General features: G+C 55.6%; 11 protein-coding genes, 3 tRNA genes, 3 rRNA genes and 3 pseudogenes. 9 read left to right on the top strand and 11 right to left on the bottom strand.

The window, feature by feature from the left end; genetic code table 11:
• The first annotated feature begins 107 nt into the window (after nt 1–107).
• Nucleotides 108–356, top strand: a complete 249-nt coding sequence (locus QPJ95_RS10690) for a tyrosine-type recombinase/integrase (RefSeq protein ID WP_286018260.1) — start codon at nt 108–110, stop codon at nt 354–356.
• Between the two features lie 261 nt (nt 357–617).
• Here the strand turns inward: QPJ95_RS10690 and QPJ95_RS10685 are convergent, their stop codons facing one another.
• Both QPJ95_RS10685 and QPJ95_RS10680 read right to left on the bottom strand, forming a co-directional pair.
• The gene (locus QPJ95_RS10685; RefSeq protein ID WP_270921250.1) at nt 618–2,039 is read right to left on the bottom strand and encodes a tetratricopeptide repeat protein; all 1,422 of its coding nucleotides are present in this window, start codon (nt 2,037–2,039) and stop codon (nt 618–620) included.
• A 3-nt stretch (nt 2,040–2,042) separates the two neighbouring features.
• A complete protein-coding gene (locus QPJ95_RS10680; protein WP_270921251.1) occupies nt 2,043–2,834 on the bottom strand; it encodes a thymidylate synthase in 792 nt (263 codons plus the stop codon).
• 628 nt (nt 2,835–3,462) lie between these two features.
• Between QPJ95_RS10680 and QPJ95_RS10675 the strand changes: the two are divergent.
• The 7 genes and pseudogenes from QPJ95_RS10675 to QPJ95_RS10650 all read left to right on the top strand — a co-directional run.
• Nucleotides 3,463–4,660, top strand: a pseudogene (locus QPJ95_RS10675) (IS30 family transposase).
• An 83-nt stretch (nt 4,661–4,743) separates the two neighbouring features.
• On the top strand, nt 4,744–5,532 hold the full coding sequence (locus tag QPJ95_RS10670; protein ID WP_270921275.1) for a hypothetical protein: 789 nt from the start codon (nt 4,744–4,746) through the stop codon (nt 5,530–5,532).
• Between the two features lie 125 nt (nt 5,533–5,657).
• A pseudogene (locus QPJ95_RS24180) lies at nt 5,658–5,777 on the top strand (hypothetical protein); the annotation flags it as partial.
• 91 nt (nt 5,778–5,868) lie between these two features.
• A complete protein-coding gene (locus tag QPJ95_RS10665) occupies nt 5,869–6,006 on the top strand; it encodes a hypothetical protein (RefSeq protein WP_270921276.1) in 138 nt (45 codons plus the stop codon).
• A 394-nt stretch (nt 6,007–6,400) separates the two neighbouring features.
• Nucleotides 6,401–6,847: a hypothetical protein gene (locus tag QPJ95_RS10660; RefSeq protein ID WP_286018259.1), complete on the top strand. Its 447-nt coding sequence runs from the start codon at nt 6,401–6,403 to the stop codon at nt 6,845–6,847.
• Nucleotides 6,848–6,896: 49 nt separating this feature from the next.
• Nucleotides 6,897–7,984 (top strand): IS3 family transposase gene (locus QPJ95_RS10655; RefSeq protein ID WP_286018159.1). Its coding sequence is split into 2 segments (ribosomal slippage): nt 6,897–7,158 and nt 7,158–7,984, totalling 1,089 coding nucleotides; the frame shifts between segments, so codons are not numbered across the junction.
• A gap of 41 nt (nt 7,985–8,025) precedes the next feature.
• A pseudogene (locus tag QPJ95_RS10650) lies at nt 8,026–9,050 on the top strand (IS3 family transposase); the annotation flags it as partial.
• 231 nt (nt 9,051–9,281) lie between these two features.
• Here the strand turns inward: QPJ95_RS10650 and QPJ95_RS10645 are convergent.
• From QPJ95_RS10645 to QPJ95_RS10615, 7 genes are all read right to left on the bottom strand, one after another.
• A tRNA-Met gene (locus QPJ95_RS10645) sits at nt 9,282–9,358 on the bottom strand.
• 136 nt (nt 9,359–9,494) lie between these two features.
• Nucleotides 9,495–9,609, bottom strand: a 5S ribosomal RNA gene (rrf, locus tag QPJ95_RS10640).
• 273 nt (nt 9,610–9,882) lie between these two features.
• Nucleotides 9,883–12,779, bottom strand: a 23S ribosomal RNA gene (locus tag QPJ95_RS10635).
• A gap of 442 nt (nt 12,780–13,221) precedes the next feature.
• Nucleotides 13,222–13,297: transfer RNA gene (locus tag QPJ95_RS10630), tRNA-Ala, on the bottom strand.
• Between the two features lie 201 nt (nt 13,298–13,498).
• Nucleotides 13,499–13,575, bottom strand: a tRNA-Ile gene (locus QPJ95_RS10625).
• Between the two features lie 267 nt (nt 13,576–13,842).
• Nucleotides 13,843–15,309 (bottom strand): 16S ribosomal RNA (locus QPJ95_RS10620).
• The 16S, 23S and 5S rRNA genes sit together here with 3 tRNA genes alongside, the layout of an rRNA operon.
• A 646-nt stretch (nt 15,310–15,955) precedes the next feature.
• Entirely contained in the window at nt 15,956–16,162 is a 207-nt protein-coding gene (locus QPJ95_RS10615) for a hypothetical protein (RefSeq protein WP_270920072.1), read from the bottom strand.
• A gap of 225 nt (nt 16,163–16,387) precedes the next feature.
• On the opposite strand from QPJ95_RS10615, the gene eda reads away from it, so the two are divergent.
• The gene (gene eda / locus QPJ95_RS10610; protein ID WP_270920071.1) at nt 16,388–17,071 is read left to right on the top strand and encodes a bifunctional 4-hydroxy-2-oxoglutarate aldolase/2-dehydro-3-deoxy-phosphogluconate aldolase; all 684 of its coding nucleotides are present in this window, start codon (nt 16,388–16,390) and stop codon (nt 17,069–17,071) included.
• Between the two features lie 37 nt (nt 17,072–17,108).
• Here eda and QPJ95_RS10605 read toward each other — a convergent pair whose 3' ends face one another.
• Nucleotides 17,109–17,513, bottom strand: coding sequence for a (R)-mandelonitrile lyase (locus QPJ95_RS10605; protein WP_270920070.1), 405 nt, complete (start codon nt 17,511–17,513; stop codon nt 17,109–17,111).
• Between the two features lie 301 nt (nt 17,514–17,814).
• Nucleotides 17,815–21,027 carry a 4Fe-4S dicluster domain-containing protein gene (locus QPJ95_RS10600; RefSeq protein ID WP_270920069.1) on the bottom strand — a complete coding sequence of 1,071 codons (3,213 nt, stop codon included), beginning with the start codon at nt 21,025–21,027 and terminating at the stop codon, nt 17,815–17,817.
• Between the last annotated feature and the right edge of the window lie 134 nt (nt 21,028–21,161).

The following is a 21,161-nucleotide window of genomic DNA, read 5'->3' as shown; positions in this document are numbered from 1 at the left end:
CTAGTAGTTTAACCTGCCATTGGTTCCAAAAACCCTGACGACGGACAGAGCGAAAACTGAATTCAGACAGCCCCTATGTGTTTGAAGGTACGGGAAAGAGCGGTCATTTGGCGGACCCCAAGAAGGCTTGGACTCGCATTTTGCAGGAAGCTGAAATTGAGAACCTACGCATCCACGACCTGCGTCGCACCTTGGGCAGCTATCAGGCGGCGACTGGAGCCAATGGATACATTATCGGAAAATCTCTGGGGCACCGCTCGCAGCAGTCCACAGCGATCTATGCACGGCTAAATCTTGATCCCGTCAGAGAGAGTGTGAACAAGGCAACGGAGTTGATGTTTTCGAAGGCAACATAGGGCGTATTCTGTTGAAAAACTCGGTGTTTGGCCAATTGAGTGCATTCCATCGGAACACTGCCCCGCTGGCGCACCATTCTGAGAATATTGTTTGCCAGAGGCGCGCTCACAAAACACTTGTTCTAATTAGTGGCAGCGTTTTTCCGGCAGGGGAGTTTTTCAACAGAATAGGCGGATTGCGGCCATTCGCTGCAGACAGATGCTATGGCAGCTATTCACGGAAACCTGATTTTGCAAAGGCGGAGGCTAGGGGAAATAGTTTCAAAATTTTGACTCAATCCCAAGAGAGAGTGAGAACTCCTTGGTCTCAAAGCGACTGTGGTTGGAGAATTTTCGGCCTGCTCTGAGTCGCAGTACAGGTGCGAAACCCGCATAATCATATCGTTCGAAAAGCATATTCACATCAGCATAGATTGACTTGTCTTGGCGCCCGTTAGTCAGAGGTGTGACGGGGAAGCCCGCCAAATATACTGGATAGTCGGAATATCCCAAGATCAATCCAGTGCTAAATCGGACGGAGCCCAAACTCTTGCCAAAATCATAGCCCAGCCGCACCGAAGCAGCACTGTGGCTTGAGTTTACATGGCCAGAGTCTGCGTCCCGAAGGCCCAATGTCAGCTTTAGCTTGTCGCCATTCTCCAGCCTGTGGCTTAGGCTGGTACCGAAACCTAGAATAGTGGCTTTGTAGGAAAGGCTGCGAGCATCAAAACGCTCTTCGACCATACCGTCTATCACTAGGCCAGTGTCAGGAGACAATTGCCAGCTGCGGCTGCCAGTGAACTTGGCTAAATTATAGTTCTCTTGCTCACCGTACCACGAGGTTCCGGTGGTCAAAGCGACCGAGGCAGCCCCCCTCTTTTGCGCTGGCCCAACTGCAAAGGCATGTCTCACAGAGAGTTCGGCATAGGTGGAGCCGAATTCCGAGTTTTCGGGCACCGTAGTGCCAGAAGCAGCAGCCAGAGCTGCGGCCAGATCCTTGGCACTGGAGGAGAGCGCTACCCGTTGGATATAGATACGTCCGCTCATACTGGTCAGGCTGCGCTGGCTCTGGCGTAGGCGTCGACTGGCAGTCAGATCGACTGTGCCTATCACACCAGAAAGCGCTACCGAACGCGGCCCGAACCGGCTGCCCAGGCTGGGGGTGCCATCGATGATTTCCAGCGTCGTGTCCGAACCGTTGTTGACATTGCTCGAGGGCTTCAGCTCGGTGCGGATGCGGAAAGCCCAGTGGTTAATCAGGCGCAGCGTCTGATAATCCTTGGCGATCAGCTCTTTTGAGTTCTCGTCTGGCGCGTGGATGGCAGTGCGACGCAGCCAGACCTGCGACAAGGTAGGGCTGCCACTGGCCAGCGCCAGGCGCGAGACCATCTGCGCGGCCTGGAATTTGTCACTGCCGGAGGTGGAAAAACGATAGGCCAGAACGGCGGATTTGCGGGCCTCTCTGGCATCATTCAGTTTGGCATGGGCGGCGGCCTGCAACAGATAGGCAAGGGGATCTTTGGGATCAGCCTGCAACAACGCCTTGGATAGCTGCAGCGTCAACTGCGGCTTACCGGTTTTCAGCGCATGCAGTGCCAGTGTCCGGCCCTGGTCCAATGTCAGATGCTGCTCGGCCTCGTCGGCGGCTGGCGCCGAGGCAAATATGTTGAGCACCAGAGCGAAGACGGCAAAGGCCGCCCGCATGGTTTAGGGCACCGGTTGATTGCAGAGCGGGTCGCTATTGGCGCCGCCGCATTGGCCAAGGACAAAGATGCCGTATTCCTCGATGTCCGGGATAGCGATGTGATCTTTGACATGAATGGAGCCGGCCACAGCCACAGCGTCGGTGCCTGAAAATATACCTCCGTATTCACCCACAGGGACGAGGCCGACGGAGGTGACGCCTTCAAAGGTGCCTGCCTCGGCAATGTCAGTGGGCTTCAGGCGCAGCGTTTCCACAATGGTCGTCGGATAATCCGTTATCTCGCGATCGTAGATTGTACCGTTGATCCGATTATCGGCAAAATCGGCGTTGATCAGAACTTGACCGGTGATTTCGGCGGCTTGAACCGGCAGAACATCGCCGGGGGTGCCCGGGGTGACGGGCAGCAAGTCACCGCCGTCGCCCGCTATGTTGAGTAGGCCGACATAAGTGCCGGCATAACTGACGATACCGCCCGAGAGTTGATCTGTGGTCGGCGCTGTATAGGCATCGGTGCGGCCGAAATTGGTCCCCGCCATGTAATAGCTGAACTGGCCACCGGTGGCGACGGCCACAGCAAAGGCCCCTTCAATCTGGCGCACATAGGCTGTTGTGTGACGATCCAGCGAGCTATCTTGAACAGTGTAGGCCTCGTATCCAGCTCGATCCAGCGCCGCATTGCGGATGTATGAAGCCTCGTAGGGGGTTTCATCCAACCCGACACCGGAGATGGTCAGAGTCTGGCTGGCACTATCGTAGCTGACACTATCCACGTCACTGGCCAATGCAGTCGGCACAACATTGCTAGGTGTGCCAGAACCTGTGCTAGGGCCAGAGCCTGTGCTGGGGGGAGTGTGGCCTCCGCCGCAGCCCGCAAGAGCGGCTAACGCCGCGAGTCCAAGCCAAAATCGCCTCATACACCCTAACCTCGCTATTTATTGTGAATTATCCCACTGCCAATTTGTTGTTGATTAATGTTATTTTAACCTTACTCAGGAGCTTGTAATAAAGTCAATTAAATTGACCGATAGACACCGTAGCCGAGGCCATTGCCTGAGCTTTGTTGGCATGTCTGCCTGTTGGGTCTATGTCCTGTATCCGGTGTGTTGGCCGAGACGCGCGAGCAGACCGATTCACAATAATTGCAAGACAAGGAACTGACCGTGGTATAGTGAGATGCTGAGGCGGTAGGGCATCGCTGATGATCTGATTTTGATCAAAGCCACAAACTCTTGCCGGTTGCCATTTCTAATCTCGTCAAGGTCTTCTGCTTCACTGTTAGAAGACATTCATTGCAATTCAGAAAATCGAAGATTTGTCTCTTTCCGTCCGTTCGCTGCGAACCGTTCGAAGGTCCTGTATGGGCGGCGGTTTCAACGGGTCGGCGCAACACTTTAGTCTTTATGGAAAGACGGAGTGTAAATCATGGCCTATCGCCGCAGACATTTTTTTACAGATAAACAGAAGTCAGAGATCTGGGATCGTTGGCAACGCGGAGAGTCGATGAGTTCGATTGGACGTGGTTTTGATCGCGCATCATCGTCGATTTATCCGCTGCTGGCGCGCACCGCTGGTATCCGTCCGCCAGATCGCATGAGGTCCCGTTTGGCTCTGAGTCTGGCTGAACGCGAGGAGATATCACGAGGCCTGACTGCGCAACTATCTGTGCGATCAATTGCGAGATCCTTGAAACGGTCTGCGTCGACCATCTGCCGCGAGATCCGGCGCAACGGTGGCGCCAAACTTTACCGTGCGGCTCAATCAGATGCAGCGGCATGGGCTCGCGCCCATCGCCCAAAGCCCTGCAAACTGGCAGGCAATATCTATCTATGTCCACTGCCCGGCAGTCGATACGAAGTATCGATGAGAGGGGGCGATATCGGCCAAGCTGGCCCGCAAATGGTCCCCGCAACAAATCGCAGGTTGGCTGATGCGCGCACATCCCGATGAGGAAGACAAACGGGTCTCTCACGAGACGATCTACCGAAGCCTATTTATCCAGGCACGCAATGTACTTAAGAAAGAGTTACTGTCGCACTTGCGGGCGACGCGATCCATTCGTCGCTCTCGCCACGCCACCATGAAGCGCAGCGGCCTTTGCCAAATCAAGGACACTATATCGATCCGACAAAGGCCGGCGGATGTGGAAGACCGTGCCGTTCCAGGACACTGGGAAGGCGATTTGATCGCCGGTTCTGGCAACAGCTTCATTGCCACGTTGGTCGAGCGACATACGCGTTATGTGATGCTGGCCAAGGTTGGCAGCAAAGACAGTCACAGCGTTGTTCAGGCGCTGATCAAGCAAGCTCACAAGTTACCAAAAGAACTCTACCGTTCACTGACATGGGATCGTGGAAGCGAGATGGCGGGGCACAAAAATTTTACCTTGGCGACTGATATCGACGTCTATTTCTGTGATCCACGATCACCGTGGCAACGCGGCACGAACGAAAATACCAACCGTTTGCAGCGACAGTACTTCCCAAGGGGCACAGATTTGTCGATACATAGTCAAGCAAAGCTGAGTGCCGTCGCAAGACAGCTCACTGAACGACCTCGAAAAACGCTAGGATATGAGACACCAGCCGAGCGTTTCAATGCATGTGTTGCGTCGACCCGTTGAAACCGCCGCCGAAAGCCACCAAGTATCACTGACAGCACTGTCAGCCTCTAGTATTTGAGCGTTAAATCCAGAACAAAGAGCGGATGACATTACAAGATTTGCCATCCGCTACCGCTTCCTGGCAGGTTTTACGCGACAGCCCGCACTTCCTAGAAAATCTGAGCCGCCTGTTTGACGAGGCGTTTTTGAATGATCTGGAACTGATTGCGGGTCCGCATGCCAACCGCAACGATTTACGCAAAGGGACAATCGCCGCAACTCGCGCATATTTGTTGGAAAGGCAGCACATGGAAGGGCGCAAACCCGGACAGCGCGAGTTTGCCCGAATGCAAAGCCTGAAGAAGAAATTGGGCAAACTCTCTAGAGAGCTAGAGCGCATTCATGCCTCCCCCATTTGTCGCGGCAAATTCGCCGATGCCATCGACCAACAACGGACGGCAAACTCGGGCAATCCCCCTAGCCTATCAAGCGTACTTGATACGCGTTTTGGTGGCGGCAACCCAGTGGCGCATATTGCCAGCTTCATCGACACTTTGCACCAAGCGGCAATTGCAGCCGCGCCCCAAGAAACAGATCACCTCGGGAATTGGCAGGTTGCCGACATGGCAGACGCAACACGCGAGCACGAGTTGCAGCAATGGGCTAAGCAACCAAAGAAACGGGAAAGTTCCCCACTGATGGCGCTCTCTAGGGCGTTTCACCCCTACTGGCTACGCAATTCACGACACCCTTTTACGGCGGGCAAGTACAGCAAAAAGACCAAGCAAAACGAATCCTATGCCGTTGAGGCAATTCTCCTGATCGCTCAAAAACGAGATCAAAGCACTACACGCGCAAATATTGTCACCGTCTTGGGTAAAGTTCCGCCATAGTTTTGCCTTAATTGGCCGCAGAAATCGACACTCATTCCCTACGTAGGAAATGGTTTTCGGTCTTTGCCTTTTCTGCAACTTCTTGCGGTTTCTTGTCCTAGCTTTCCCTTCATCGATCTAACTTGATGGAGGAAACCATGATCGCAAAACAGGCACATAGCCTACTCACCCCACAGGACATGGCCGAACGTCTTGGCGTATCAGTCACCACGCTTGCCACCTGGCGCTGCACCAAGCGCTATCCGCTGGCCTACGTCAAAGTTGGCCGGTTGGTCCGCTACCGTATGGGCGACGTTGAAGCATTTGAGATTTCGCGCCTTCAGGGGGTGGTTGCAAATGACTGGGAACTGGAAACCCATCGCGTTTGCCGCAATTGCGGAAGCCAGCCGAGTCAGCCTGTTTGCCTACCTGAACGGGTTGGGCCAAGGTCAGGCCGCACGCATTCTGGCACAGCGGTTTGGGGTGGCAGCATGAACGCCCTGCGAGACTTGCGGCCCCCAACAGCGGGCGCGGCTGATATCCAGCATATCTACCGCAACAAAACGGGTGCGCCCCCACTGATCGACCCATCATTTGGGTTGAGGGTGAGAAGTGTGCAGATGCGCTCACCGCTCTGGGGTATCTGGCATCCACCAGCTTTGGCGGCAGCAATGCCCTGGCAAAGACGGACCTTTCCCCGCTGGCAGGACGCTATGCCATCATCTGGCCGGATCACGATGAACTAGGGCAAGGCTATGCCGCCAAGCTGGCCGAACAGCTCGTTACCTTACATAGCGCAACACCACTTATCCTTCCGATCACAGATGCCTTAGTTAAGGCGCATAATCACCAGGGCGCGCTTCCTAACTATTTACCTAAAGGCTGGGACGTGGCGGATGCCATTGCCGCTGGCTGGAGGTGCTGTGAGATCGACGCCTTGGTTAATAGGATGGCTTACAACTTGCCGGATGCCACCGCCGCTTACTTAGTTAGTAAGGCGGGACCCGCCGCGAATGACACACAGGCCCCGGCTAGTAGAATTACCCCCACCGAGGGCGCGTCCCTACCTATACGTGAAGATGCAGCCGTCAGCGCCGGAATTGTCGACGGATTTGAGGCTTGGAAAACACCACAGGGCGAGCCCTATATTACACTACGTAGGAAAGGGCATTTTGAGCACTGGGCAACCGGGGCCAAAACCTTCCGCGATTATCTGGCCTATCAACACTACGTAAGCGAAGGTAAAGCGCCCTCAAATTCTGCCCTGGATGACAAGCGGCGGATGTTCGAAGGCGTCGCCAAGTTTGAAGGGGAGGGTAATCCCCCCCGAAACTAAGGGGATGTGGAAGTAGAATTTTCTCGGCAGAATGCATGAGGAGATTTTGATGAAGATGACGAGATATAGCGAACCCCAAATTCTTGCGATCCTACGCCAAGCCGAAGGCGGTGTGCCTGTAACGGAGCTGTGCCGCGAGCACGGGATGAGCAACGCGTCGTTCTACAAATGGCGATCAAAATACGGTGGTATGGACGCGTCGATGATCAGCCAAATGAAGGCGCTTGAAGACGAGAACCGGCGGCTGAAAAAGATGTATGCCGAGATGAGCATGCAAGCAGAATTACTGAAGGAAGCCCTGGGAAAAAAGTGATCCGGCCAGCCTTACGACGGGGTCTGGCCGAGAAAGCGGTGGCGCGCCACGGTATCAGCATTGCGCTGGCCTGCCGCACGTTTGATGTCAGTGAGACGTGCTATCGTTACAGCCCGCTCTTGAGCGATGAGAACGAAGAGATTGCCGATCTGCTGGTTGGGCTGACGGCCGCACGGAAGACTTGGGGGTTTGGGCTATGTTTCCTGCATCTACGTAACGTGCAAGGTCATTCGTGGAACCACAAAAGGGTTTACCGGATTTACTGCGAACTGGAACTGAACTTGCGGATCAAACCTCGGAAACGGTTAAAGCGGGACAAACCCGATGCGCTGGCAGTGCCGGACGCCCCGAACATGACCTGGTCGATGGACTTCATGGCGGATCGCCTCGGGGATGGTCGGGCGTTTCGGCTCTTGAACGTGCTGGATGATTTTAACCGCGAGGGTTTGGGCATCGAGGTCGATTTTTCTTTGCCAGCCGAACGGGTTATTCGCAGCCTTAATCGGATCATTGAATGGCGTGGGAAACCAGGAACCATTCGGGTCGATAATGGGCCGGAGTACATCAGTGGTAAGCTGCTGGAATGGGCTGAGAAACAAGGTATTATCATCCAGTACATTCAACCCGGAAAGCCGCAGCAGAACGCTTACATCGAGCGCTATAATCGCACCGTCAGGCATGAATGGTTGGACCAACATATCATCGAAAACATAGAGGAGGCACAGGACTTTGCCACACAATGGCTATGGACTTACAATAATGACCGCCCGAATATGGGCCTCGGCGGCATCACACCCGCAATGAAACTGAAAATGGCCGCGTAAATTCTACGACCGCCCCCTGTTAAAAATGGGGGGATTACCGTGTGCCTGTAACGGAGCTGTGCCGCGAGCACGGGATGAGCAACGCGTCGTTCTACAAATGGCGATCAAAATACGGTGGTATGGACGCGTCGATGATCAGCCAAATGAAGGCGCTTGAAGACGAGAACCGGCGGCTGAAAAAGATGTATGCCGAGATGAGCATGCAAGCAGAATTACTGAAGGAAGCCCTGGGAAAAAAGTGATCCGGCCAGCCTTACGACGGGGTCTGGCCGAGAAAGCGGTGGCGCGCCACGGTATCAGCATTGCGCTGGCCTGCCGCACGTTTGATGTCAGTGAGACGTGCTATCGTTACAGCCCGCTCTTGAGCGATGAGAACGAAGAGATTGCCGATCTGCTGGTTGGGCTGACGGCCGCACGGAAGACTTGGGGGTTTGGGCTATGTTTCCTGCATCTACGTAACGTGCAAGGTCATTCGTGGAACCACAAAAGGGTTTACCGGATTTACTGCGAACTGGAACTGAACTTGCGGATCAAACCTCGGAAACGGTTAAAGCGGGACAAACCCGATGCGCTGGCAGTGCCGGACGCCCCGAACATGACCTGGTCGATGGACTTCATGGCGGATCGCCTCGGGGATGGTCGGGCGTTTCGGCTCTTGAACGTGCTGGATGATTTTAACCGCGAGGGTTTGGGCATCGAGGTCGATTTTTCTTTGCCAGCCGAACGGGTTATTCGCAGCCTTAATCGGATCATTGAATGGCGTGGGAAACCAGGAACCATTCGGGTCGATAATGGGCCGGAGTACATCAGTGGTAAGCTGCTGGAATGGGCTGAGAAACAAGGTATTATCATCCAGTACATTCAACCCGGAAAGCCGCAGCAGAACGCTTACATCGAGCGCTATAATCGCACCGTCAGGCATGAATGGTTGGACCAACATATCATCGAAAACATAGAGGAGGCACAGGACTTTGCCACACAATGGCTATGGACTTACAATAATGACCGCCCGAATATGGGCCTCGGCGGCATCACACCCGCAATGAAACTGAAAATGGCCGCGTAAATTCTACGACCGCCCCCTGTTAAAAATGGGGGGATTACCCTGGGAGCTGCCGTTAGACGTGATTGGCACGAATGGCCGCTGATGGGCCGTTAACCCCTTACCCGCCTGTTTGCACCTGTTGCACGGTAGCCACGCTTCGAACTGGCTCCGCATGCTTCCACACGCGAAACCTAAACGCAAACAACCCCGCCGAAGCGGGGTGTAACGTGTTGTAATTTGTCTGTGTTATATTGGTTGCGGGAGTAGGATTTGAACCTACGACCTTCAGGTTATGAGCCTGACGAGCTACCGGGCTGCTCCATCCCGCGACAGTTTTGTTTGGGCTACCGCTTACGCTGCTTGAGCCCAGGTCAGTCTCTCTTGCGATGTGCGGCGAGACTGTGGTGCTTCAGGACGATGGTTTGTTCTGAAGGTATTGTTTGTTATCGTTGGGGATTTTTCTAGGTTTGGCGGTGCCCTACTCTCCCACACCTTAAGATGCAGTACCATCGGCGCAACAGTGCTTAACTTCCGGGTTCGGGATGGGACCGGGTGTTTCACTTGCGCTATGACCACCAAACCGAGGAAAATCCCCGCTTTGGAGAGATATACGGCGAGCTTGCAGAGCAAGCGCGCCGAGCAGGAGACAGTGTCTTTGCGAAGCAAAGGCGCGTTCCTGCATCAACTCCGGAGTGTTTGCCGACGGCAAGTCACTCCGTTTTGTCCAAGTCTTGTATAGTCTGATACGTGTCTTGCCGCCAGTTATGGCGACCTTAAGACACGGTTGGAATGTATGCTTTGATTGTCGTTCACAGAGTTTTTGTTATTGCTAACAGTCTGTCTATTACTGGATCAAATCAAGCCTATCGGGCAATTAGTACCAGTCAACTGAACGTGTTACCACGCTTACATCTCTGGCCTATCGACGAGGTGGTCTACCTCGGCCCTCAGGGATACCTTGTTTTGAGGGGGGCTTCCCGCTTAGATGCCTTCAGCGGTTATCCTGTCCGAACATAGCTACCCAGCACTGCCGTTGGCACGACAACTGGTCCACCAGTGGTTCGTTCACCCCGGTCCTCTCGTACTAGGGGCAACTCCTCTCAAGTATCCTACACCCACGGCAGATAGGGACCGAACTGTCTCACGACGTTCTAAACCCAGCTCACGTACCTCTTTAAACGGCGAACAGCCGTACCCTTGGGACCTGCTCCAGCCCCAGGATGAGATGAGCCGACATCGAGGTGCCAAACACTGCCGTCGATATGGACTCTTGGGCAGTATCAGCCTGTTATCCCCGGCGTACCTTTTATCCGTTGAGCGATGGCCCTTCCACTCGGGACCACCGGATCACTATGACCGACTTTCGTCTCTGCTCGACTTGTCAGTCTCGCAGTCAGGCTGGCTTCTGCCATTGCACTCAACGACCGATTTCCGACCGGTCTGAGCCAACCTTCGCGCGCCTCCGTTACGCTTTAGGAGGCGACCGCCCCAGTCAAACTACCCGCCACACAGGGTCCCGGATCCGGATAACGGACCGCGGTTAGACATCAAGCAGAGCAAGGGTGGTATCTCAAGGGAGGCTCCACCAAAACTAGCGTTTTGGTTTCGAAGCCCACCACCTATCCTGCACATGCTCGGCCTAATGCCAATGTGAAGCTGTAGTAAAGGTGCACGGGGTCTTTCCGTCTAACCGCGGGAAGCCTGCATCTTGACAGGCAATTCAATTTCGCTGAGTCTATGTTGGAGACAGCGGGGAAGTCGTTACGCCATTCGTGCAGGTCGGAACTTACCCGACAAGGAATTTCGCTACCTTAGGACCGTTATAGTTACGGCCGCCGTTTACCTGGGCTTCAATTCAGAGCTCTCACCCCTCCTTTTAACCTTCAGGCACCGGGCAGGCGTCAGACCCTATACGTCGTCTTACGACTTCGCAGAGCCCTGTGTTTTTAATAAACAGTCGCCACCCCCTGGTTTGTGCCCCCAGCTTCCACTTGCGTAGAAACCGGGCCTCCTTCTCGCGAACTTACGGAGGTATTTTGCCGAGTTCCTTCAACATAGTTCTCTCAAGCGCCTTGGTATTCTCTACCTATCCACCTGTGTCGGTTTAGGGTACGATCTCATGGAAGGGCTATTTCCAGGGACCTCTCAGCAGCCCATTCAATCCGATAAGGATGAACTACCTCTGAGATCCGTCACCACTTCCTGGCCCAGGAATATTAACCTGGTTCCCATCGACTACGCCTTTCGGCCTCGCCTTAGGGGTCGGCTTACCCTGCTCAGATTAGCTTTAAGCAGGAACCCTTGGATTTTCGGCGAGAGTGTCTCTCACACTCTTTGTCGCTACTCATGTCATCATTCTCACTAGTGATCTCTCCACCGGATGGCTTACGCCCCGGCTTCATCGAAAGATCCGGTCCTCCAAAATGCCCCGAAGGACACTAAAGAGGATAGGATCTATGTCACACTACGCTCTGCTACCATGCACTTACGTGCATCCTCGGCTTCGGCTCATGGCTTGAGCCCCGTTACATCTTCGCCGCAGGACAACTTATTTAGACCAGTGAGCTGTTACGCTATCTTTAAAGGATGGCTGCTTCTAAGCCAACCTCCTGGTTGTTTTGGTCGTCCCACCTGCTTTCCCACTTAGCCATGAATTAGGGGCCTTAGCCGGAGGTCAGGGTTGTTTCCCTCTTCACTACGGACGTTAGCATCCGCAGTGTGTCTGCCATCTAGTACTCCTCGGTATTCGGAGTTTGGTTAGGGTCAGTAAGGCTGTATGCCCCCATTGCCCATCCAGTGCTCTACCCCCGAGGGTATTCGGATGACGCTCTACCTAAATAGATTTCGCAGAGAACCAGCTATCTCCGAGTTTGATTGGCCTTTCACCCCTTGGCACAGCTCATCCCGATCTTTTTCAACAGATGTGGGTTCGGTCCTCCAGTGCATGTTACTGCACCTTCAACCTGGCCATGCCAAGATCACTCGGTTTCGGGTCTGATCCCACAAACTCATGCGCCCTATTAAGACTCGCTTTCGCTGCGCCTACACCTAACGGCTTAAGCTTGCTTGTGAGACCAAGTCGATGACCCATTATACAAAAGGTACGCTGTCAGGCCTCCGGATCCGAAGATCATTGGGGCCCTCCAACTGATTGTAGGCGTTCGGTTTCAGGTACTGTTTCACTCCCCTCGTCGGGGTGCTTTTCACCTTTCCCTCACGGTACTGGTTCACTATCGGTCAGTAAGGAGTACTTAGCCTTCGAAGGTGGTCCTCCGATCTTCAGACAGAATTTCACGTGTTCCGCCCTACTTAATACGTCCATCAGAGCTTAGAATACGGGACTATCACCCGCTATGGTCATGCTTCCCAACATGTTCTTCTCACTCATCTGGCTCGGCTGGTCCCCGTTCGCTCGCCGCTACTAGGGGAGTATCATATTGATTTCCTTTCCTCCGGGTACTTAGATGTTTCAGTTCCCCGGGTTTGCCTTTTTAACCCTATGTATTCAGGTTAAAAATACCTGGTTTACCAACTTATTTTGCCCTACCGCGCGGAGCGCTACTTGAGGGCGAACCCTTTCGTAGTCTCAACAAAGTAGTATAAATAAGAAAGTATCAGGTGGGTTGCCCCATTCAGAAATTCATGGATCAAAGCTTATTCTCAGCTCCCCATGACTTATCGCAGAGTATCACGTCTTTCATCGCCTCTTACTGCCAAGGCATTCACCAAACGCCCTTTTCGCGCTTGATTTGATCCAGAAATAGAAAGACTTGCGTCAATCAGAGAACAGAAGCTGGTAAGAAACTGTTCCCATATATCTCTGATATCAAAAGCATACTTTCCCGCTCGCACCATAGTAATGATGCGAACAATTTGAGCACGTCCCGTATGCAATCACCATCCGTGCGGGAGGTGACTGAAGAACGTACTCGGGTTAGTTTACTTGACTTGGACAACACCGTCGTTTCAGTCCGGCATACCCATAAACATCCGAGGAAACAGATGTCGTACAGGCTTGCATCACGCCCCCGAAGGGAAGATCAGCACCAATCTGAGGTCTCTCCCTTACTCGGGCGACCAACAGTATTGTTGATTATATCTCTCTAAACGATGTCAAGGCTTCTTGCGAAGCCACGTCCGATTGGACGTTCAAACATTCAAAGGAATGCTTGAAGATCTAATCAAAGTAAATTGGTGGAGCCTAGGAGGATCGAACTCCTGACCTCCTGAATGCAAATCAGGCGCTCTCCCAGCTGAGCTAAGGCCCCAGTTAATTTGCGCCGCAAATTGACTGGGCGTGCTGGCAGCCGACTTTCAGGGAAAGTCTGCGAGAAGCACTCAGTCATGTTCTGCGAGGCAGGGTGTAATCCTGAGACCCGCTGTCGGGACAGTCCACTGCGTAGACTACCCTGTCGCTTGTCACCAAGAGGACCTGTTATTCCCACTTGTCCGCGAAGCGGAAAGTGGGGTGGTGGGTCGAGGAGGACTTGAACCTCCGACCTCACGCTTATCAGGCGTGCGCTCTAACCACCTGAGCTACCGACCCGATTTTCATTCTGCATAAGCAAAACAAAACCAGTGTGCGAGCAGCACTCAGTGGTTATGTCACCGAACAGCTGCCGATAACGGCTGCTGCCGCGTGTTTCTGAAGAGATATGAGGACGGCCTGGCTCTGTCTGAGATCTTGCGATCCCAAACTGAGACTTGCGTCTCTATGATCATACACCCATTTCGGGCGCCGCTTCGTGAGAAGCGGAGATCTGCTAAGTGTTTCACGAGATCAGCAAGCTGATCTGGCTAGAAACATCCTTAGAAAGGAGGTGATCCAGCCGCAGGTTCCCCTACGGCTACCTTGTTACGACTTCACCCCAGTCGCTGAACCCACCGTGGTCCGCTGCCTCCTGTTGCCAGGTTGGCGCACGGCCTTCGGGTAGACCCAACTCCCATGGTGTGACGGGCGGTGTGTACAAGGCCCGGGAACGTATTCACCGCGTCATGCTGTTACGCGATTACTAGCGATTCCGACTTCATGGGGTCGAGTTGCAGACCCCAATCCGAACTGAGACAGTTTTTTGGGATTAACCCATTGTCACTGCCATTGTAGCACGTGTGTAGCCCAACCCGTAAGGGCCATGAGGACTTGACGTCATCCACACCTTCCTCCCGCTTATCACGGGCAGTTTCTCTAGAGTGCCCAGCTTAACCTGCTGGCAACTAAAGATGTGGGTTGCGCTCGTTGCCGGACTTAACCGAACATCTCACGACACGAGCTGACGACAGCCATGCAGCACCTGTCACTATGTCCCGAAGGAAGGCTCCATCTCTGGAGTTGTCATAGGATGTCAAGGGTTGGTAAGGTTCTGCGCGTTGCTTCGAATTAAACCACATGCTCCACCGCTTGTGCGGGCCCCCGTCAATTCCTTTGAGTTTTAATCTTGCGACCGTACTCCCCAGGCGGAATGCTTAATCCGTTAGGTGTGTCACCGAATAGCATGCTACCCGACGACTGGCATTCATCGTTTACGGTGTGGACTACCAGGGTATCTAATCCTGTTTGCTCCCCACACTTTCGTACCTCAGCGTCAGTATCGAGCCAGTGAGCCGCCTTCGCCACTGGTGTTCCTCCGAATATCTACGAATTTCACCTCTACACTCGGAATTCCACTCACCTCTCTCGAACTCTAGACCAGGAGTTTATGAGGCAGTTCCAGGGTTGAGCCCTGGGATTTCACCCCATACTTTCTGATCCGCCTACGTACGCTTTACGCCCAGTAATTCCGAACAACGCTAGTCCCCTCCGTATTACCGCGGCTGCTGGCACGGAGTTAGCCGGGACTTCTTTACTAGATACTGTCATTATCATCTCTAGCGAAAGTGCTTTACGACCCTAAGGCCTTCATCACACACGCGGCATGGCTGGATCAGGCTTGCGCCCATTGTCCAAGATTCCCCACTGCTGCCTCCCGTAGGAGTCTGGGCCGTGTCTCAGTCCCAGTGTTGCTGATCATCCTCTAAAACCAGCTAAAGATCGTAGACTTGGTAGGCCATTACCCCACCAACTATCTAATCTTACGCGGGCTGATCCTTCTCCGATAAATCTTTCCCCAAAAGGGCGTATACGGTATTACTCTCAGTTTCCCGAGGCTATTCCGTAGAGAAGGGTACATTCCCACGCGTTACTAACCCGTCCGCCGCTCGATCCCGAAGGATTGCGCTCGACTTGCATGTGTTAGGCCTGCCGCCAGCGTTCGTTCTGAGCCAGGATCAAACTCTCAAGTTGAAACGATCTTGCGATCGTGTCCTTGACGTCGAACCTCTGCACATATCGTCCCATTGTTCAAATGGGACAGTTTAACCGTTTGGTTGTGCTTCAGTTTCAAAAGAAACCGAAACCCTCCAAACAGTGAAGCTGACACTGGTCATCGGTTCGTATGCATATACGACCCTACCAGCGTTGATATATGCACAGGTTGATCCATCGAATGAACCAAACCGCCCACATATCTCTTCAGATATATAAATTTTCAAAGAGCAACAGACCAAAGGTCCTAGGCCCGTAAGCCCCAGAGACCAAAATCAAACCGATGCGCCAATCTCTCAGCACGCCCGCTTCAACCCCAATCTCCATCCCCCGTCTCTCCGAAGCGTCCCCGGTAGCACATCTGCGCCGCCGGTAGGGGGGGTTCTAGGGTTATCGCACCCAGCCCGCAACAGCTAAATTACGCAAACAGCATCTTTTTTCCAAACGAGTGAATAAATTCATGAAATCAATCAACTACAGAGACTTCCTCCGTATTTTGACCGCGTTATCGCAGGGGAAAACCTGGCCTGAAACGGGCCCACCCCCATCGGACCACCAGATCTTGTGGAAAGCGTCAGCGCAGCCACTAGAAACCCGCAACTGAGCCGCGCCGTTTCATCACCATTCAGGCAAAACCGAGACCCTGCGGATCGCTCAGTGTCGCCGTCGCTGAAGTCACCCGCATGCGAATCGCCCCCTGTCCGGCCTCGCAAGCGCCGCCACCGGCGAACCGACTGCCGGTCTGAGCGGCGCTGCCAGGCCGCCGGATGATCGGGGCTCGTCGGCACTGCCGGGCCATTTGATCGCCTCTCACCCAAAGCTCATCAGGCATTTACCTTTTGCCCACATGCCCTAGCTCCTGACTCGAAGGTGGGCATGGACATGACGCAGACATGATGCAATCGGCGCTGACAGCAGAGGCACCGAATTTGGCGTGCCTAAACGGGGCCATGGCTGCGCAGGGCAGCAGGCTTTGTGCGCCATTGATCGCTTTGGTCCATGCAACGACATCGGCGCGAACGCATCCCCAACCAACCGCAACTGTCGGGGCCCGCTGATGACCCGAGCCATCGCACAAAACAAAACCCGGCCAACGCCCTCCATGCATATGCTCTGCCATCAGGCCCCGGTGATCCCGGTGCTGGTGATCAAGGACTTGGCCCATGCGGTGCCGCTGGCCGAAGCCCTGGTTGCAGGCGGATTGCCGGTGCTGGAGGTGACTCTGCGCAGCGCGGTGGCGCTGCAGGCGATATCCCTGATGGTCCGGGTGCCCGGAGCCACGATCGGGGCGGGCACCGTGCTGAACCCAAAACAGGCCCGCGAGGCCAAGCAGGCCGGCGCCACATTTGCGGTCTCCCCCGGCGCCACCCCTCCTGTGATCGACTGCTGCGAAGACCTGGACCTGCCGCTGCTGCCGGGCGCCGCAAGTGCCACCGAGGTCATGCACCTGCTGGATCGTGGCTTTGATCTGATGAAATTCTTCCCCGCCGCTGCCGCCGGAGGTCTGGCCGCCCTGCGCGCCTTTGGGGCGCCGCTGCCACAGGTTCATTTTTGCCCGGCTGGAGGTCTCTCGCAGGAGAACGCCCGGGACTATCTGGCGCTGGCAAATGTGGCCTGTGTTGGCGGCAGCTGGGTGGCTCCAGCCCAGATGATCATAGAGGAGCGCTGGGGTGAAATCCGCCAATTGGCCCATCAGGCACGACAGCTGGGAAACCACCGGGCGGGCCGACGCTCACTCTGAGCTGCGTCGCCGCTGGCGCTCGGGCTCATGCTCAGGCTCATCTTGGGGGCGCCAGATAGTCCTCATCGGGCACATGCTCCATCCAGGTGGTCACAAAACCACTTTCGGCTTCCTGTATGGCAATTTGCTGCAATCCTGAGCCTGGCGCGGCCCCATGCCAGTGCTCTTGCCCCGGAGCGATCCAAACCGTATCTCCGGCACCCAGAACCTGTGGTGGCGCGTCACGACGGCCGATCAATCCAGCCCCCGAGATCACATAGACAGTTTGACCCAACGGATGACTGTGCCAGGCGGTGCGGGCGCCCGGCTCAAAGGTGACCCGGACAGATCGGTTTCTGGATGGCGCCGGTGCGGCGAGGATCGGCTCCAGCCAAACCTGACCTAAAAACCAATCTGGATCGCCGCGCTTGGACGGTCGCGAACCGGTGGGAAATAATTCCATGCTTCTCTCAAAATATATTGGTGGCAAAATAAAGTCTGCCGCGGGATGCCAAGACTGTCCCTGCGGCGGCATGGCCTGTCAAGTCAGGTATATCCGCCCTTTGTACACCCGCCCGAATACCCCCCTGCCCTTTGTGGCCCCGCCCAAGCACCCTGCCCGAGCACCCTGCACAAATTGATCTCAAAACGACCCCCAAGCGCTGCGCCGCGCCAAGCCCCGCTTGGCGCCCGGCCCAACGGCGGACCGGGCATCTTTGATGCAGGGGGCCGCGGGCGGGAGCCGTTGGTCGCTTCGCCAAGAGCTATAGGTCGACAACAATCACCCCATCCCGATCAGCGGCGCGCGACTGACACAGCACCACTTCGGTCTGCTGCTGGGCTTTGGACAGGACAAAATCCCGGTGCTCAACCGCACCAGAGACCAGCCCACATTTGCAAACGCCGCAGATACCGTCGGCGCATTTCACATCCACATGCACTCCCGCTTCAGCCAACACATCCGTTGCCGACCGATCCGCCGGGATCAGGATCTGCCGCCCCGAGCGCGCCAGTTTCAGGGTGAAATCATGGTTTTCATATTCGGGCAGCTCCGGCACCGAAAAGAACTCCAGATGCCGCGCCTGCTCCGGGAACCCTTGGCGTTCAGCCGCTGTCATCACCGCATCCATGTAACGATCGGGACCGCAGGTATAGAGATGCCAGCCGTCGCGGTAGCCGCTCAATACCGCGTCCAGATCCGCCCGCCCGCCCTGGTCCGAGACATGCAGCGTGACATGCTCTGCCCAGGGCATCGCGGCAAGTTCGTCCACATAACCAGCCCCGGACCGGGAGGAGAGTGAATAATGCAGCTCAAACGCCCGACCCTTGGCATAGAGCTCATGCGCCATGGCAATCATCGGGGTGATGCCAATGCCGCCACCCATCAGGAAACTCTTGCTGGCGCTGTCATCCAGCGGGAAGTGATTGATCGGCTTGGAAATGAAAATCCGCCGCCCCTCGGCGAAAATTCGGTGCAGCAGCGCTGATCCCCCCCGGCCCTGCTCTTCGCGCAGCACCCCGATCTGATAGCGACTGCGGTCCGCCGGATCACCCGACATCGAATATTGCCGCAGGAACTCCGGCGCCACCACGATATCCAGATGCGCCCCCGCCGCCCAGTCGGGCAGGTCCGAGCCGTCAAGACTGCGGAACTCATACTTAGTGACATCGGGACTCATGGCTTTGGCCGCTGATATCACCACCGGCAGCACCGGACTGTCAGAGCCGCTACTATAGATATGCTGCCAATCGCCGCTCTCACCCCGCGCCCTGCGCGCCTTGTAGTCCTCGGCCGTGATCATTGCCTGATAGGCCTCGATCCCGGCCTCGCGGTCCATTGGGAACGGGTAAGGCCAGGGATGCGGCGCCAGATTGGCCGGATAGACCGCCAGTGTCTGATCTCCGTGGACCAGTTTCAGATCCTTTTGCAGGGCACGGGCGTTGACCGGGTGGCGGGCTGGGCGATAGCCACCGTCCTCTTGCATCTCCAGATCCCACCACCATTTCTTGACCGGGTTCATTTCGCCGTTGCCGACCATATCGTCCAGCCTGGCCAGCGCCGGCGCCGCCTTGGGCAGGTTCATTGCCGCCCATCGAAACGGTTTCTCGGCAAACAGCCCTTCCAGATTCCACGGGCAGGTCTTCATACAGCGGCCACACATCGCCCCGCCCGGAGTGGTGATCCGGTAGGTGGTGCATTTCTGGCTGTCGCTCTTCCAGATCTCATAGCCGTTGAACATCTTCTTGGGGCCGGCGGTGATCGCCCCCGCTGGACATTCACGGGCGCATTTATTGCAACTTTCACAGAACGTCTGCAGGCCAAAATCAATCGGCCTGTCATGTGCCATCGGCATGTCGGTGGTGACAACGCCCGACTTCAGCCGTGGCCCCAGAAACGGGTTCAGGATCACCTCGCCAATGCGGCTGACCTCGCCCAGCCCGGACAATAGCAGCAGCGGCGGTTGCAGCACCTCGCCGTCCATCACCGAATGCGCCTTGGCCTTGTAGCCCAGATTGCGGATCTGGCGGGCAATCACCCCGCCCAGCAATGAGAACCGCAAATAGGCGCGCATCGACTGCGCCACCGCGATCCAGTCATCGCCCGAGGTGCCGTCGGTGGTCTCAAACCCCTGATCGACAATCATGCTGATCGCCTGATCATGCTCGGGTACAATCTCGGCGCCGGTGGCATCGTGGCTGTACCAGGTCCAGTCCGGGCAGCGGCTGATACCAACCGCATCAATCCCCAGCCAATAGCTGGCCGCCTTGATATTGGCGGCGTTGCGCGCGGCATCACTTGGCCGCGGACCGATGGCAGACTCGCCATCCTGCAACAGCACAAAGGCCCCCAGCATCCGCCGCTGCGCCATCGAGGGCGCTGCCTTGCGGACATAAAACCCGCCGGTCGCAGCCTTTTGGTTGCCCTTGCCCATGTCGCCGAACTGCGCCCGGGCAAACATGTCAGACCGCTTCGGCACCCGCGCCACATGCGCTTCGTCGATATAAGTGGTTGGCGCCTCTACCCGGGTCAGTGTCTCAAACGGGTGCGCCCCATCCTTATAGTCCCGGTTGCGATACGGATCGACATTCAACGCCGAGCGCTGCGAGCCGAGACCGAGCCACCAGCGCGGGCCCTTGATCTGCATCAGCGGCTGCTGATCCATCGCCACCAAAGGCAAATCCATCGCCAGATCAAAATCGGTGGTCACCACTGCAATACCAAAGCGGCTGCCTAAATAGGGGTTCACCAGCTGACCATCTTCAACCGTAGCCAAGCCCGCCGCCACCGCCAGCTGGTTCAGATCCACATCCGACGAGGTGCCGGTATGCGCCTTGGCGTCCCAGCCCAGCAACCGGATGTAATTGGCCAGCACAACGGCGGTTTCACTGGCGCGCAGGCAGGCGCGATGGTCCTGCGCATCCTGCAGCCACTCGCAGCCCGCCTCATCCGTCTTTGGGTCGCGCTGCATGTCATAGAGAAACACAATGGCGCGCGAATGATCACCAATGGTGGTTGGCGGCGCCACCATCGCCTCTTTCAGATCCGCCATGATCAAATCGATGCCGGCTGCCAATGTCTTGGTCTGCCGGGTTTTCAGGTCTTGCGCCAAGCGGTCAATGTCAGGGTTGCGGTAAGGCAAATCCAGCCGCGCCGAGGCCACCATCGGGCCAATCCCCACCATCGCCGCATCCGAGAAATAGCCAAACCCCTTGATATGCTCAGCCCGCTCGGTCGGGTCACTCGGACAGTCGGCGCGGGCCTTGTTGACCATGCCATCGCGGATGGCATCCATCATCGCCTGATATTCGCCCATCGCATTGACGATCGAGGCCGGCAGCTTTGGGCGGCGAAAATTCAGCGGCTGGAATCGCGGCACGCCATCCAGATCAGGCATCCCCCCGCGCGCCAGCCGTTCCAGCGGGAAAGGCCCCAGATGCACCGGGCGGTTTTTATCCGAGAAGAACTGAAAGCTCATTGCGCATTGTCCTGACAGTCAATTGATAGGTCGAGACCTTGTACTATGCAGAACAGCTCTTTGGGTAGCATCCAATATCCAATTTTTGATAAATCAGCGCAACTCATTGAAATAAAGCCAAACAATATTAATCT

This window comes from Parasedimentitalea psychrophila (assembly GCF_030285785.1).
Classification (GTDB): domain Bacteria; phylum Pseudomonadota; class Alphaproteobacteria; order Rhodobacterales; family Rhodobacteraceae; genus Parasedimentitalea; species Parasedimentitalea psychrophila.
Note: the sequence above shows the minus strand (reverse complement) of the source record. Positions and strands in the feature narration are given on the sequence as shown.